This is a genomic window from Nocardioides sp. Z50_6, from assembly GCF_058215755.1.
Window position 1 is genome coordinate 672,905 of the sequence record NZ_JBZAJB010000002.1, and the last position, 13,893, is coordinate 686,797.

The window sequence follows — 13,893 nt, forward strand, 5'->3', positions numbered from 1 at the left end:
GCTCCCACGCTAGTGAGCCGTCGCCCGGATCGGCGAGCGACGGCCCGAGGAGGCTCGCCAGGACCGCCGGGCGGTGGCAGGCTGGCCCGGTGTTCGCAGGCTTCGAGGTCCGAGACGTCACCGTCGCGCCGGGGATCGACCTCCGCGTCCGGGTCGGCGGAGCGGGCCCCGCGGTGGTGCTGCTCCACGGCCACCCACGGACCCACACCACCTGGCACGCGGTCGCGCCGCGGCTGGCGGCCGCCGGTCACCTCGTCATCTGCCCCGACCTACGCGGCTACGGCCACTCCTCCAAGCCGGACCCCGACCCGGAGCACCTCACCTACTGCGACCGGGCGATGGCTGCCGACGTGGTCGAGCTGGCCGCCCGGCTGGGGCAGGACCGCTTCGCGGTGGTGGGCCACGACCGCGGGAGCTACGTCGCCAGCCGCGCGGCGCTCGACCATCCCGAGCGTGTCTCGTCGCTGGCGGTCCTCGACGGCGTGCCGATCGCCGAGGCCCTCGAACGCGCGGACGCCGAGTTCGCCGAGGCCTGGTGGCACTGGTTCTTCCTGGGTGCCTCCCCGCACGCCGAGCGGGTCATCACCGCCGACCCCCTCGCCTGGTACCGCCCCGTCGCCGCCTCTATGGGCGCCGAGAACCACGCCGACCTGGTCGACGCCCTGAGGGACCCGGGCACCGTCCGGGCGATGATCGAGGACTACCGCGCAGGTCTCCACGTCGACCGGCGGCACGACGAGGAGGCCCGGGCCGAGGGCCGACTCGTCGAGTGCCCCACCCTCGTGGCCTGGTCCCGGGACGACGACCTGGCCGACCTCTACGGCGACCCCGCCGCGGTGTGGCGGCCCTGGTGCCGGCTCCCGGTGACCTCCGCCGTCATCGACTCGGGGCACCACATGGCAGAGGAGGCGCCCGCCCAGCTCGCGGAGGTGCTCCTCGAGCACCTGGCTGCCGTCAGTCGGTGGGCCTCACACCCGGGAGCTCCCGGGTGTGGATGAGCTCTGCCGCGATCTGGCGCAGCTTGACGTTCTGCGTCGAGGAGAGGCGCGTGAGCAGGGCGAACGCGCGCTGCGCATCCACGTCGTACCGCTCCATCACCAGGCCGCAGGCCTGACCGATCAGGGTGCGGGAGTCGAGGGCGGTCTCGAACTGGTCGAGCTTCTGCGCCGCGAGCACCGCGAGGGCGATGTGGGCGGCGAGCGCCAAGCCCTCGGCCTTGTCCTCGGCGTCGAAGGCGTCGGCCTGGGTCGAGTACATGCTCAGGGCCCCGACGATGTCCTTGAGGGTGAACAGCCGGAAGGTCAGGACGCAGCGTGCCCCGGTCGTCTCGGTGAGCCGGGGGCCCCAGTTTGGCCACCGGTGCTCGGCGGCGAGGTCGGGGATGTAGACCGTGTCCACCTCCCACAGGGTGTGCAGGGCCGGCCCCTCCCCGAGCTCCTGCTGCAGCCGGTCGCCGGTGGCGGCGATGTCGTCGGTGGCCGCGGGGGTCTCCACCCGCTTCTTGCCGTACACGAGCGAGATGCTCGCCGAGTCGCATGCCGTGACGTTCCGCACGAGCAGCTCCACGGCGTGCTTGACGGTCGCGGCCGGGTCGCCCTGGTCCTGCAGCTCGCGGGCGGCGGAGGCCATCCGCTCCGACACTGGCTCATCTCTGTGGTCCATAAGGCGTCACTATCCCATCTAAGGCTCGACGCGGCCCTCCCGGCGACCTGTGCGGCCCCCCGGTCCGTTCGCTCGACCCGGAGGACCTGACGAAGCCTCAGTGCCCCGTGGCGTTCGTCTGTCAGAGCCTTACCCGAAAACGGTGCGAGCCACGCCTCCGTGCGTCGGCGAGCGCGTAGAGGACGCCGTACTCGAAGTGCGTCACCTCGGCGTCGCGCTGGAGCTGGGCGTCGAGCGCGGCCGGCAGCCACTCCAGGACGGTGGCCGGCGCGGCCCACCCTGCGATGCCAGACCGCTGCGGGCGATCCGGTCTACCCTCGAGCCATGAGCCGGATCTTCACCGCGAGCGTCGCCTCGGTCTATCCCCACTACGTGGCCAAGGTGGAGAAGAAGGGACGCACCGAGGCGGAGCTGAGGCAGGTCATCGAGTGGCTGACCGGCTTCGACTCCGCGCAGCTCGACGACCACCTGGCCGGCGGCACGACGTTCGAGGAGTTCTTCGACCAGGCCGAGCTCAACCCGCGCGCCAGCGCCATCACCGGCGTCATCTGCGGCTACCGGGTCGAGGAGATCGAGGACCCGCTGATGCAGAAGATCCGCTACCTCGACAAGCTCGTCGACGAGGTGGCCAAGGGCAAGGCGATGGAGAAGGTGCTGCGGGGCTGAGCCGCAGGTGGGCTAGGCGCGGGCTGCGGCTGCGCGCGCCAGCCGGGCGACCGAGGCGAGCTGCAGACCCTGGGTCCGCACGGAGTTCTGGGCGAGGTCCCGCAGGCGGCGGCACCCGCCGCCGTCGATCTCGGTGCGGGCCGCGGCCTTCGAGGCGAGCGCGTGGGCGGTCAGCTGCTCGGTGAAGACCTGGTCGAAGGCGGTCCCCTCCAGTCCGCGCAGCGCGGCGGAGTCGGGGTACGGCCCCAGCGGCTCGGGCCGGCCCCAGTCGCGCAGGCAGGCGGTGATCGAGACCAGCTCGGTGGTCTGCTGGGCGAGCGCGGCGCGCGCCAGCGAGCGGATCTCCTGGCACGAGCCCCGGGTCGAGGCCGCCCGACTGGCCGCCATCGCTCCGTGCAGCGCCGCGTAGGTCTGCTCCAGGTAGTGGAGGTCGACGGCGTTGGCCTCGGCGGGCGGGGTGGCGACGGGGCGATCGGTGACTGCTTGATCCATGACGGACAAGGTGATTCCTCTGCTCAGTGCTGCGAGTGAGGTGCCCGGACGCCCCGATTCGAGACTGCGACCTGCTACCCGCAGTCCCTACCCACGGTAGCCCGTCTCCGGTCACGGGCGGGCATCCTCCCGATCCCCCGTCGCGATCGGCCTACCGATCGGGACGCCTCGAGCAGGCTCTGCACGACGAAGCACCCACGACGGCAACGCTAGGCCCCAGTCGCCCCTAGGGTCGCAGAACGACCCGGTTGCGCACGGGTGGAGTCATCCGGTCCCAGCCGTGACGCGCCGTCAGCCGCGCGCCTGCGCCACCTCGCGGCGTACGGCCGGCGCCACCTCGGCGGCGAAGAGCTCGGTGGTCGCGGTGTCGTCGGAGGCGAGGATGAAGCCGCTGGTGCCGTAGGTGAGGGCGACGTCGGTGAGCTCCTCCACCCACTGGTCCGGGGGCCCCTGCAGCACGCCCGTGCTGGTCCTGGCGAACTGGCCGGAGATGTTGAGGAAGCGGCGTACGTCGCGGGGGTCGCGGCCGGCTGCCGCGGCGCCCTGGTCGAGGTGCTCGTTCATCTCGGTCAGGTCCTCGAAACCGCCCGGCAGGTACTGCAACGACGGCAGCCAGCCGTCGCCGACGCGGCCGGTCAGGCGCAGCAGGCGCGGCTTGTAGGAGCCGATCCAGATCCCCGGCCGGTGCGCGGAGACCGGGCCGCGCTTGGCGCCCCGGACCGAGTAGTGCTCGCCCTCGAAGGTCAGCCCGCCGGGCTGGTCGGTGTCCCAGATGCCGCGGATGATCCGGACCGCCTCTTCGAGGGCGACGACCGCCTCGCCCGGCGTCCGCCGCGGACCGCCCATCGACTCGATGGCGTCCCAGAACCCGCCGGCGCCGAGCCCGAGCTCGATCCGGCCGCCGGAGAGCAGGTCGGCGGTGGCCACGGTGCGGGCCAGCACGGCGGGCGGGCGCAGCGGCAGGTTGGTGACGTTGGTGGTCAGGCGGATCCGCTCGGTGCGGGCGGCGGCGTAGGCGATCAGCGTCCAGGTGTCGTGGAACTTCGCCACGTAGGGGTGGTCCTGGAAGGTGACCAGGTCGAGCCCCGCCCGCTCGGCGACCAGCGCCTGCTCGACCGCGTGCCGGACGGGTTCGTTGGCCGGCGTCACGAACGTGCCGAAGAGGAGGTCGTGTCCGTAGTCGGTCATGCGGGGCTCCCGGCGGTCGAGGTGGGTGAGGTGGGTGAGGTGGCGAGGTTGAAGTTGTCGCGGAACAGGTTGGCCGGGTCCAGCTCGGACTTGAGCGCGCGCAGCCGGGCGAGGGTGGCCGGCGGGAACGCCTCACCGAGCCGCTCGGGGCTCTGGTCGGTCTCGAAGCTGAGGTAGGAGCCGGACAGGTGCGGCCGCATCCCGGCCCACGACCGGTCCAGGCGCGGGGCGTCGGCGCCCATCGCGGTGATCGCGAACGCCGCGTCGCGGTGGGCGAAGGCGGTCGCGTCGGGGGCGACGTCGCCGATCGCGCCGCCCATCGCGCGGAGCTGGAAGAAGTACGTCGCGCCGCTGGCCAGCAGGCGGGCACTGGACTCGGCCACGTCGCGGTCGAGCGCGGTGACCAGCCCCGACCGGGCGACCGGCTCGCCGAGCCCCTGGTGCGGGGTGTCGGGGAACATGTTCATCACCGCGGCGTACGGCGCGATCACCACCCGCTGCTCCACCATCGGCGCCATGTCGGCGAACGGCTGTAGCTGGGAGACCACGACCGCCGGGTCGTCGGAGGCCACCATCGCCATCACCCGGGCCACCCCGGAGCGGCCCATCACCAGGAACGGCGTGGTCTCCCGGGGCGCGGCGGCGACCAGCCGGCCGAACTCGGCCAGGAACGCGGCCGGGTCGCCCACCTGGAAGGCGAGCTGCGCCCAGCCGACGTCCGGCACCTCGTCGGCGACCAGCTCGAAGGCGGTGGCGATGCCGAAGTTGGCCCCGGCCCCGCGCATCGCCCAGAAGAGGTCGGGGTGCTCGTCGGTGGTGGCCCGGACGTGGGAGCCGTCGGCGAGGAGCACCTCGACGGCGCGGAGGTTGTCGATGGTGAGGCCGTGCTTGCGGCCGAGGAAGCCGATGCCGCCGGCGGTGGCCAGGCCGCCGACACCCACGCCGCCGTAGTCGCCGGAGCTGATCGCCCAGCCGTGGGGCTGCAGCGCGGTGGCGACCTGCTTCCACCGGGCGCCGGGCCCGACGCGGATCAGGCGGGCGCTCTCGTCGAGGACCTCGATGCTGTTGAGGGCGCCGACGTCGACGACGAGACCGCCGTCGTTGGTGGACCGCCCGCTGACGCCGTGGCCGCCGCTGCGCACCCCCAGCGGCAGGTGCCGGTGGCGGCCGGCGAAGGCGAGCGCGTCGCGCACCTCCTCGACCGTCCGGGGCCGGAGCACCAGGCCGGGGCGTCCGCCGCGCAGGTAGGTCGAGCGGACCGCGGCGTACCGCACGTCGCCGGGCTCCACGGCGGTCTCGGCCAGGTGGTCGGGCAGCCCGTCGTAGTCGATGCCGGGACGGCGTCGCGCCCGCACCTCGGCACGTCGCGGTGGGCGCGCCGAGACGGTGCCGGCGCTCAGCGCCTGTGGCGCTGCCTCCTCCAGGACGGGGGCGGCCTCGCGGAGGAACCGCTCCAGCCGTTCGGTGGGTACGGCGTCGTCGACGCGGAGGACGAAGCCGGTCACGCCGTGCTCGACGACCAGCGGCGCGAGGGCCTCAGACCAGTCGGCGCCGGGACCATGCGTGAGGGTGACCACCCGCTGGATCTCCCGGGGGTCCCGGCCGGCCCGCCGGGCGTGCTCGTCGAGCAGGCGCAGCCGCGCGGTGAGTGCGTCCAGCGCCTCGGGCTGGTGCGGCTCGCCGAGGTCACCCAGCCACCCGTCGGCCACGCGGCCGGCGACCTCGACCATCTCGTCGCCGCTCAGCCAGACCGGCACCTCGTGGGCGGGCAGCGGACCCGGTTCGGCGCCGGCGGCGTGGTGGTGCTCGCCGGTGTGGCGCACCGGTCCGGCCCCGGTGTCCCACATGCGCCGCACCAGGCCGACGGCCTCGGCCACCGCCGCCTCGCGCCCGGGCTCACCGCGCAGCGCCAGGGTCGCCCGGCCGCCGGAGAGCAGGTCGAGGCTGGCCGTCGTCCGGGCGGTGACCGTCGGGGGCTGCTCGCCCGCGACCTCGGCGACCACCAGCCCCAGCCGCGTGGTGCGCCCCGCGACCCACCCCAGCACCGCACGCGGCGCGACCACGAAGTCGTAGCCGAGCGCCTCGGCGGCGAGCGCCGTCGCGGCGGCCGCGACGGGGTCGTCGCCCTCGAGCCGGAGGCCGAGGCGGAGCAGGGGGCGGGTCATGTCGATTCCTGGAGGGTGTCAGGCAGCGTGGCGGGCGGCGAGGGCCGCGCCGGCCTTGGCCGCCGCTTCCTCGGCGCTGCGGCGCATCGTCGCGGCCAGCTCGGTGAACTCGTCGAGCGCCGGGTTGACGCCGACGAGGGTGAACTCGCGCTCGACCACCGTCAGGTCGGCACCCCAGATGTCGACCAGGATCCGGCGCAGGTAGTCGGTGCAGTGGTCCCAGCCCTCGCGCGGGGTGCCGGCGCCGTAGGCCCCGCCCCGGGTGATCACGAGGGTGACCGGGGTCCCGTCGAGCAGCCGGGCACCCTGCGGCGCCCCCGCGAGGGTCAGGTCGATCCAGGTCTTGGCGTGCTGGGAGATGCCGTAGTTGTAGAGCGGCATCGCGAGGACGACGTACTCCGCCGCCCGCAGCTCGGTGGCCAGCTGCTCGGCGAGGCCGAGCGCCTCGCGCTGCTCGGTGGACCGGTCGGCCTCGGGGGTCGAGCCGGCACCGAGGGCGGTGGCCCAGGCGTCGGCGGGCAGCGGCTCCTGGCCGAGGTGGCGCCGGACGAGCGGCACGTCGGGGCGGGCGGCGGCGAACTCCTCGACGACGACGTCGGCCAGCGCGCTGCTGGCGGAGTGCGCGCCCTGGATGCTGGCGTCGATGCGGAGCAGGGTCATCGATGGGTCTCCTGACATGGTGGATTGAATGTTCAAGTCGAGAGTAGCCGGATTCGAGTTGAATGTTCAATACGCAGGCTACGATGGGACTGTGAGCACCGACACCCACCCCCCCGCCGAGACGCCGGACGACGTCCGGTGGCTCACCAGCGACCAGCAGGTGGAGTGGCGCTCCCTGGTCCACCTGCTCGCCACCCTGCCGGCGGCCCTCGACGCCCAGCTCAGGCGCGATGCGGGGTTGAACCTCTACGAGTACCAGGTGCTCGGCGTCCTCGGGGAGACCCTCGACTACACCCGCGGGCTCAGCGAGCTGGCGATCCTCTCCGCGGGCTCACCGTCGCGGCTCTCCCACGCGCTCAAACGGCTGGAGCGAGCGGGGTGGGTGGAGCGGCGCAGCGGCGGGGTCGGCCGCCGGATGGAGGCGCGCCTCACCGAGGCCGGCCGGGAGAAGCTTGAGGCCACGGCGCCGGGCCACGTCCGGGAGGCGCGGCGACTGGTCGTCGACGCGCTCACCCCCGAGCAGTTCGCCGCCCTGGGCGAGGCCGCTCGCGCCGTCACCGCGGTGACCAACGAGGAGACCTCCGGCCGTTGCAGCGAGACCTCCTGCTGACGGCGCCCCACCCCAGGGTCTAATCCTGCGCCACGGAGCTCTCGCAGTCCCGCTCTCTCGACCCGTCGCCGTCACCGGGCGGTGGAGTCGCCGGCGGACAGCACCTGCTCCCAGGACACCCTCGACGGATCGCCGGCGCTTGCGGCGGCCACAGCCGCCAGGCCGCGCCGCAGGACAGCTCCCCTGGGGAGGTCGCCCATCCGGTCCAGCACCAGCAGGACCTTCGGCCGGCTCAGCCCCCCGAGCAGCTCGCGCACCGAGTCCTGGAGTGCCCGGAGGCTCGCCACGTCGTCAGGAGCGCCCGGCTCGAGCACGACCGCTGCGCCCACGGACCGCCCGAGGTGGGTGTCGACCCGCTCGAAGGCCTCGGCGGCCACCACGAACGGCTGGTCCAGCAGCACGTCACGCACCTCGGTGAGCGAGACCAGCTGGCCGGAGACCGAGATGACCTCGTCGCGGCGACCCAGGAACTCGACCCGGCCGTCGGCGCCACGACGAGCCAGGTCGCCCGTGGTGTAGACCCCGGGAATGCGTCCCCAGTGGTCGTCCACCAGGTCGCCGGCCCCGGTTCCGACCGCACGCATCAGACCGACCCACGGGTGCAGCACGGCCCATTCGCCGACCTCGCCGTCAACCACTTGAGCACCCGTCTCGTCCAGCGCGGCGCAGCCGGGATCGGGCATGGCGGGGTCGACCGCACCGCGCTCGTAGGCGACGATGCCGCCCAGCTCCGTCTGGCCCCAGCCGTCCACCACCGTCACGCCGTGGTCCAGGGTGCTGCACAGCCAGGTGCGGACCTCCGGCTCGAGGCGCTCACCGATGGTGACGACGCGGCGCAGCGACTGGACGCCGTCGGGCGGCTGGAGCGACCACGCCCGCAGCGCGGTCAGCACCGACGGTGAGGTGAGGAGCGAGGTGACGCCGTAGCGTTCGATGATCCGCCAGGCGCGGGCCGGGTCCGGGACGTCGAGGGTCCCCTCGTACATCACCGCGGAAGTGCCGGAGAGCAGCGGCCCCAGGATGCCGTGGCTCTGGGCGCCCAGCCAGGAGACATCGGTGGCGCCCCAGAAGACACCGCCCTCTCCCATCGCGAAGAGCTGGTTCGCCAGCGCGACCACCGCGATGTTCGCGGCGCCGGCATGGATGGCCACGGGGCGTCCGCCCCGATTCGCGAGGTACGCCGTGATCGCTCGGTGCTCAGCGGGCAGGCCTGGCGCCGGGACGTCGACTCCGGCGGGGGCGAGGACGTCGTCGTACCAGCTGTCGCCCTCGAACCACTCCACGTGCACGCCGGTACGGCGCACCACGATCGTGCGCTCCACACTGCTGATCGCTTCGATCGCCTCGTCGGCGCGCGCCTTCAACGGAAGGATGGACCCCCGTCGCCAGCCGCCGTCCTGGGTGAACAGCACCCGAGGCCGGAAATCGGCCAGTCGCGCGGAGAGCGCCTCGACCGGGAGTGCCACGGGAATGACAGTCACCTCGGCGCCGAGCCGCAACGCGGCGAGGAAGGCGACCACCGCCTCGGGGAGCCAGCCCAGGTGCAGCGCGATCCGGTCGCCCGGACCCACTCCGAGGTCCCTCAGGCCGGCGGCCAGCCGCAGCACGTCCTCGTGCAGATGGGCATAGGTGAGCGAGCGGCGGTCTCCGGGCTCGCCCTCCCACCAGATGGCGACCTGGTCGCCCCGATCGGGCAGGTGCCGGTCCGTGCAGTTCTCGGCGAGGTTGAAGGTGCCGCCCACGAACCAGCGGTGGAAGGGCGCGTCGTCGACGAAGAGCTCGTCCCAGCGGGTCTGCCACCGCAGCTGCTGGGCCACCGGCTCCCACGCCCGGATCGCGTCCTCGCGTCCAGCCAGGTCGGCACGTCCCTCAACCATGGCCCAGGGTCCTTCCCGCGGCGGCCGCGGCCCGGCCGAGCTGGTTGGCCACTCGCTCAGGATCGGCGGTGGGGGAGAGATTGGCGGCCAACGAGGCGATCGCGCGTCCCTCGGCGTCACTGATCGCCACCGCCACCTCCGGTTGCGGTCCAGACGTCCCGTCGCTCGTGAGGTAGGCCGCCGACGCCCACTGCCTGCGCGCCACGTCGAGATCGTCGGGAAGTGCGCCCGCGTGCCCGGCCAGGGCCCGCGACCAGGTCTCCGGGGGCGCGCGGCTGATCAGCAGGCGGCCCGACGGCGTGTCCAGGGCGTTGGTGACCCGGTGGCTCTCGCGGTAGGGGTCGCCCTGGACGCCGTCCACCCGGTCGACGTACACGACGGACTCGCGGACCAGCAGGGCGACGTAGATGGTCGTCTGGAGGGTGTCGCGAAGTGACAGGAGGTACGGCGACAGTGCGCTGAGGATCGGGAGCCTCCCGAGGTAGCGCTGGGAGAGACGCGCCACCTCCGGGCCGAGGCTGTAGCGCGACGTGCGGGCATCCTGCTCGACGAGGTCGGCGAGCACCAGCGAGCGCAACAGTCGGTGCGCGGTCGGCAGCGCCAGACCCGAGCGCTCGGCCAGGTCCGTCAGCTGCTGGTACGCGGGCCCGTCACTGAGCAGGTCCAGGAGTAGCGCGGCGTTGCGGATGGTCCCGAGCTTGCCCCGGCCGGCCTCCCCTGAGGGGTCCTCGGTCACGCGCCCTCCTCCCGCTGGTCACCCCGGTGTTCCCGTTCCGAGGTGCATGTTTCCACATAGTGGAGTCATTCGGTGACTTCAAGTGGCAGGAAGTAGGTCGGCTTATCAAAAACGGGGGTTGCGCTTCCGCATAGTGGAAAGTAACGTGCGTCACATCGGCTGACCAGGAGGATGCCAGGTGCTGACCAGGGCCTACCGTTTCGAGCTCAACTCAAGTCGCCTCACTGCCGGCGAGCCGCTGCTGCAGGTGGACTCCGTCGGACTCCGCTTCGGCGGCATCCATGCGCTCTCGGACGTGTCGTTCACCGTCCGACAGGGCGACGTGCACGCGGTCATCGGCCCCAACGGCGCCGGCAAGTCGAGCATGCTCAACTGCATCAGCGGCCTTTACCGGCCTCAGGAGGGCAGCATCACGCTGCACACCCGGGCTGAGGACGGGGCGCCGCGTGAGCACGACCTCGTGCATGCCAAGCCCCACCAGATCGCCCGGCTCGGTGTCGCCCGCTCCTTCCAGAACATCGAGCTCTTCGGGCACCTGACGGTGCTGGAGAACCTGATGCTGGGCCGGCACATCCACATGAAGCACCGGCTGCTGCCGGCGTTCGTCTGGTTCGGGCCCGCCCGGCGCCAGGAGATCGCCCACCGCGAGTTCGTGGAGGAGGTCGTCGACCTCCTCGCACTCCAGGCCTACCGGCACTCGCCGGTGGGGGCGCTGGCCTACGGCATCCAGAAGCGGGTCGAGCTCGGACGTGCGTTGTGCATCGAGCCCGGTCTGCTGCTCCTCGACGAGCCGATGGCCGGCATGAACGCTGAGGAGAAGGAAGACATGGCGCGCTACGTCCTCGACGTCAACGAGCTTCGCGGGGTCACCGTGATGCTGATCGAGCACGACATGGGCGTGGTGATGGACATCTCCGACCAGGTGAGCGTGCTCGACTTCGGCAGGCTCATCGGCGACGGGACGCCGACCGAGATCCGCGGCAACCAGGCCGTGGTCGAGGCGTACCTGGGGGCCGACGCATGAGCATCGCCGACGAGACGTTCCCACGCCTGCTCGCCCGCCAGGTGGAGACCCGGCCGCAGGCGGTCGCTCTCCAGGAGAAGCTCTACGGCATCTGGCAGCCCATCACCTGGCAGGAGTATGCCGATCGGGTGCGCGACTTCGGGCACGGGCTCGCCTCGCTGGGGGTCGGACGCGGCGACATGGTCGCCGTGCTGGGCGACAACCGGCCCGAGTGGCTGATCGCCGAGCTGGCGGTGCAGTCCATCGGCGCCGCCGTGGTCGGCATCTACCCCACCAGCCTCGACGAGGAGATCGTGCACGTCCTCACCACGGCGCGCACCCGGGTCGTGGTGGCCGAGGACCAGGAGCAGGTCGACAAGCTGCTGAAGATCAAGGCGCTCGCTCCGGACCTGGAGCACGTCGTCTTCTACGACCCGCACGGCCTGGAGTCCTACACCCAGCCGTGGCTGCTGCCGTTCGGCCAGGTCGAGGAGGCAGGTCGGGCGTGGGGAGCCGAGCGCCCCGGATGGTTCGAGGAGCAGGTGCGGGCCGGGACGCCCGACGACATCGCGGTCGTCTGCACCACGTCCGGAACCACCTCCCAACCCAAGCTCGGCCAGCTCTCGCACCGCAACCTGCTCTCGATGGCCGAGAGCCTGGTCTCCATCGACCCGCTCGGGCCGAAGGACCGCTTCGTCTCCTTCCTGCCGCTGGCGTGGATCGGCGAGCAGATGATCGCCGTCGCGTGCGGCCTGGCCCAGGGCCTGACGCTCTCCTTCCCCGAGGACTCCGCCACCCAGCGCAGCGACCTGCGTGAGATCGGTCCGCACGTCATGTTCAGCCCTCCGCGCATCTGGGAGTCGATGCTCTCCGAGGTCCAGGTCCGCATCGAGGAGTCGGGCTGGCTCAAGCGCAAGATCTTCGGCCTCGGCTACTCCGTCGGGGACCGGGTCGCGGCCAAGCGGCTGCGCGGCAGGCGGCCCGGGCCCGGCGACCGGGCGCTGCTCCTGCTCGCCGACTGGGCAGCGCTCGCCCCGGTGCGCAACCAGCTGGGACTGACCCGCATCAAGCGTGCCTACACCGGCGGGGCACCGCTGGGGCCGGACGTCTTCAGCTTCTTCCACGCGATCGGGGTGAACCTCAAGCAGATCTACGGGCAGACCGAGATCTGCGGCCTCGCCGTCGTGCACCACGACGACGACGTCCGGTTCCACAGCGTCGGGGTCCCCATCCCGGGGTGCGACCTGAGGATCGGCGACGACGGCGAGATCCTGCTCCGGTCGCCGGCTGTCTTCCGTGGCTACGTGGGCAACCCCGAGGCGACCGACGCGGCGCTGACCGACGACGGCTGGCTGCACACCGGCGACGCCGGCTACCTCGACGACGGCCAGCTTGTGGTGATCGACCGCGCCAAGGACGTGCAGACGACAGCCACGGGCACCCGCTTCTCGAGCGCGTTCATCGAGAACAAGCTCAAGTTCAGCCCCTACGTCGAGGAGGCGGTGGTCTTCGGGACCGACGAGATCGTGGCGATGATCGTGATCGACCCGAACACGGTCGGCTCCTGGGCCGAGGGCCAGCACCTCACCTACACCACCTTCACCGACCTGGCGGCCAAGCCGGAGACCTATCGACTGATCGCCGACGAGGTGCACCGTGCCAACGTCGACCTCCCCGAGGAGATCAGGGTGCGTCGCTTCATGCTGCTGTTCAAGCAGCTCGACCCCGACGACGACGAGATCACCCGCACCCGCAAGGTCCGTCGCAACGTCATCGTGGAGCGCTACGCGGACCTCATCGCGGCGCTCGCCCGGGGCGACGACCGAGTGTCGATCACCAACACCGTCTCCTACCAGGACGGCACGGTCGCCAAGCGCCAGATCGACCTGGCGATCCTCGACCTGGATGACCACCAGCCCTCCGCTGACAGCAAGAAGCGTCCCGTCTGGAGCACACGCCGATGAGCCAGTTCCTCAACCTCACCATCTACGGACTCTCCGAGGGAGCGATCCTCGCCCTCGCGGCGCTGGGCTTCGTCCTCATCTACAAGTCCACCTCGGTCATCAACTTCGCCCAGGGCGAGTTCCTCCTCATCGGGGGCTACACCGTGTACGCCGCCTTCGTGGTGTTCAAGCTCCCGCTCGTCCTCTCCGTGGCGGTCGGCCTGGTCTTCGCCGTCCTCATGGGACTGCTCATCGAGCGGTTCGTGCTGCGCCCCCTGGTGGGGGAGAGTGCGATCAGCGTGATCATGGTGACCATCGGGCTCGCGGGGTTCCTGCGGGCCGTGGTGCAGATGATCTTCGGCACCCGGCCCGTCTCCCAGCCGGCGCTGCTGCCCCGCACCCCGGTGGAGTTCCTCGGCACCACCATCCCGCTCAACCGGATCCTGGTGATCGTGATCGCCGGCTTCGTGCTCACCGCCTTCACCGTCTTCTTCCAGCGCAGCCGGCACGGCATCGCGATGCGGGCCGTCGCCGACGACCAGCAGGCGGCGCTCACGATGGGCATCTCGGTCCGCAAGATCTTCGCGATGGCCTGGGCGTTGGCAGCGGTCTCGGCGCTGGTCGCCGGGGTGCTGCTCGGGGACATCACCTCGGTCAGCGGCAACCTCGTGTCCTTCGGACTCCTGGTCTTCCCCGTCGTCATCCTGGGCGGGCTCGACTCGGTGCCGGGCACCATCGTCGGCGGGCTGGTGATCGGGCTCACCGCTCAGTACGTCAGCGGCTACTGGGACCCGGGCCTGGCGCAGATCGTCCCCTACCTCCTGCTGATCGCCATCCTGATGGTCAGGCCCTACGGCATCTTCGGCGAAACCCGGATCGAGAGGGTCTAGG

The 13,893-nt window shown here is 72.0% G+C and carries 13 protein-coding genes; 6 read left to right on the forward strand and 7 right to left on the reverse strand.

From position 1 onward, the window contains the following. Positions 1-89: 89 nt before the first annotated feature. Positions 90-998 (forward strand): alpha/beta fold hydrolase, encoded by a 909-nt coding sequence (locus tag AC4BGE_RS07965; protein ID WP_490574918.1) that lies wholly within the window; start codon positions 90-92, stop codon positions 996-998. On the opposite strand, the gene AC4BGE_RS07970 is transcribed toward AC4BGE_RS07965, so the two are convergent. Next, positions 955-1,629, reverse strand: a complete 675-nt coding sequence (locus AC4BGE_RS07970; protein WP_490574919.1) for an ANTAR domain-containing protein — start codon at positions 1,627-1,629, stop codon at positions 955-957. The genes AC4BGE_RS07965 and AC4BGE_RS07970 overlap by 44 nt on opposite strands. Before the next feature lie 357 nt (positions 1,630-1,986). Between AC4BGE_RS07970 and AC4BGE_RS07975 the strand changes: the two genes are divergently transcribed. Continuing rightward, entirely contained in the window at positions 1,987-2,328 is a 342-nt protein-coding gene (locus AC4BGE_RS07975; protein ID WP_490572562.1) for a DUF2200 domain-containing protein, read from the forward strand. A gap of 12 nt (positions 2,329-2,340) precedes the next feature. Here the strand turns inward: AC4BGE_RS07975 and AC4BGE_RS07980 are convergent, their stop codons facing one another. The 4 genes from AC4BGE_RS07980 to AC4BGE_RS07995 all read right to left on the reverse strand — a co-directional run bounded on the left by AC4BGE_RS07980 (position 2,341) and on the right by AC4BGE_RS07995 (position 6,833). After that, positions 2,341-2,820, reverse strand: coding sequence for a DUF305 domain-containing protein (locus AC4BGE_RS07980; RefSeq protein ID WP_490574920.1), 480 nt, complete (start codon positions 2,818-2,820; stop codon positions 2,341-2,343). 291 nt (positions 2,821-3,111) lie between these two features. After that, on the reverse strand, positions 3,112-4,008 hold the full coding sequence (locus AC4BGE_RS07985) for an LLM class flavin-dependent oxidoreductase (protein WP_490574921.1): 897 nt from the start codon (positions 4,006-4,008) through the stop codon (positions 3,112-3,114). After that, positions 4,005-6,173 (reverse strand): LLM class flavin-dependent oxidoreductase, encoded by a 2,169-nt coding sequence (locus tag AC4BGE_RS07990; protein WP_490574922.1) that lies wholly within the window; start codon positions 6,171-6,173, stop codon positions 4,005-4,007. The genes AC4BGE_RS07985 and AC4BGE_RS07990 overlap by 4 nt, the downstream gene beginning before the upstream one ends. An 18-nt stretch (positions 6,174-6,191) precedes the next feature. Continuing rightward, positions 6,192-6,833, reverse strand: a complete 642-nt coding sequence (locus AC4BGE_RS07995) for an FMN-dependent NADH-azoreductase (RefSeq protein WP_490572558.1) — start codon at positions 6,831-6,833, stop codon at positions 6,192-6,194. A gap of 91 nt (positions 6,834-6,924) precedes the next feature. On the opposite strand from AC4BGE_RS07995, the gene AC4BGE_RS08000 reads away from it, so the two are divergent. Continuing rightward, positions 6,925-7,443 carry a MarR family winged helix-turn-helix transcriptional regulator gene (locus tag AC4BGE_RS08000; RefSeq protein ID WP_490572557.1) on the forward strand — a complete coding sequence of 173 codons (519 nt, stop codon included), beginning with the start codon at positions 6,925-6,927 and terminating at the stop codon, positions 7,441-7,443. Positions 7,444-7,514: 71 nt separating this feature from the next. On the opposite strand, the gene AC4BGE_RS08005 is transcribed toward AC4BGE_RS08000, so the two are convergent. Together AC4BGE_RS08005 and AC4BGE_RS08010 are read right to left on the reverse strand one after the other, a co-directional pair. Then, entirely contained in the window at positions 7,515-9,320 is a 1,806-nt protein-coding gene (locus AC4BGE_RS08005; RefSeq protein ID WP_490574923.1) for an AMP-binding protein, read from the reverse strand. After that, positions 9,313-10,056 (reverse strand): IclR family transcriptional regulator, encoded by a 744-nt coding sequence (locus AC4BGE_RS08010; RefSeq protein WP_490572555.1) that lies wholly within the window; start codon positions 10,054-10,056, stop codon positions 9,313-9,315. Before AC4BGE_RS08010 ends, AC4BGE_RS08005 begins: the two co-directional genes overlap by 8 nt. 178 nt (positions 10,057-10,234) lie before the next feature. Here AC4BGE_RS08010 and AC4BGE_RS08015 point away from each other — a divergent pair, with 178 nt between their 5' ends. Genes AC4BGE_RS08015 through AC4BGE_RS08025 form a run of 3 tightly spaced genes read left to right on the forward strand, consistent with a single transcriptional unit; the run spans position 10,235 to position 13,892 of the window. Then, positions 10,235-11,080 (forward strand): ABC transporter ATP-binding protein, encoded by an 846-nt coding sequence (locus AC4BGE_RS08015; protein WP_490574924.1) that lies wholly within the window; start codon positions 10,235-10,237, stop codon positions 11,078-11,080. Further along, positions 11,077-13,023: an AMP-binding protein gene (locus AC4BGE_RS08020; RefSeq protein ID WP_490572553.1), complete on the forward strand. Its 1,947-nt coding sequence runs from the start codon at positions 11,077-11,079 to the stop codon at positions 13,021-13,023. Before AC4BGE_RS08015 ends, AC4BGE_RS08020 begins: the two co-directional genes overlap by 4 nt. Further along, complete coding sequence (locus AC4BGE_RS08025; protein WP_490572552.1) at positions 13,020-13,892, forward strand: branched-chain amino acid ABC transporter permease; 873 nt, start codon at positions 13,020-13,022, stop codon at positions 13,890-13,892. The genes AC4BGE_RS08020 and AC4BGE_RS08025 overlap by 4 nt, the downstream gene beginning before the upstream one ends. The last annotated feature ends 1 nt before the right edge of the window (position 13,893 follow it).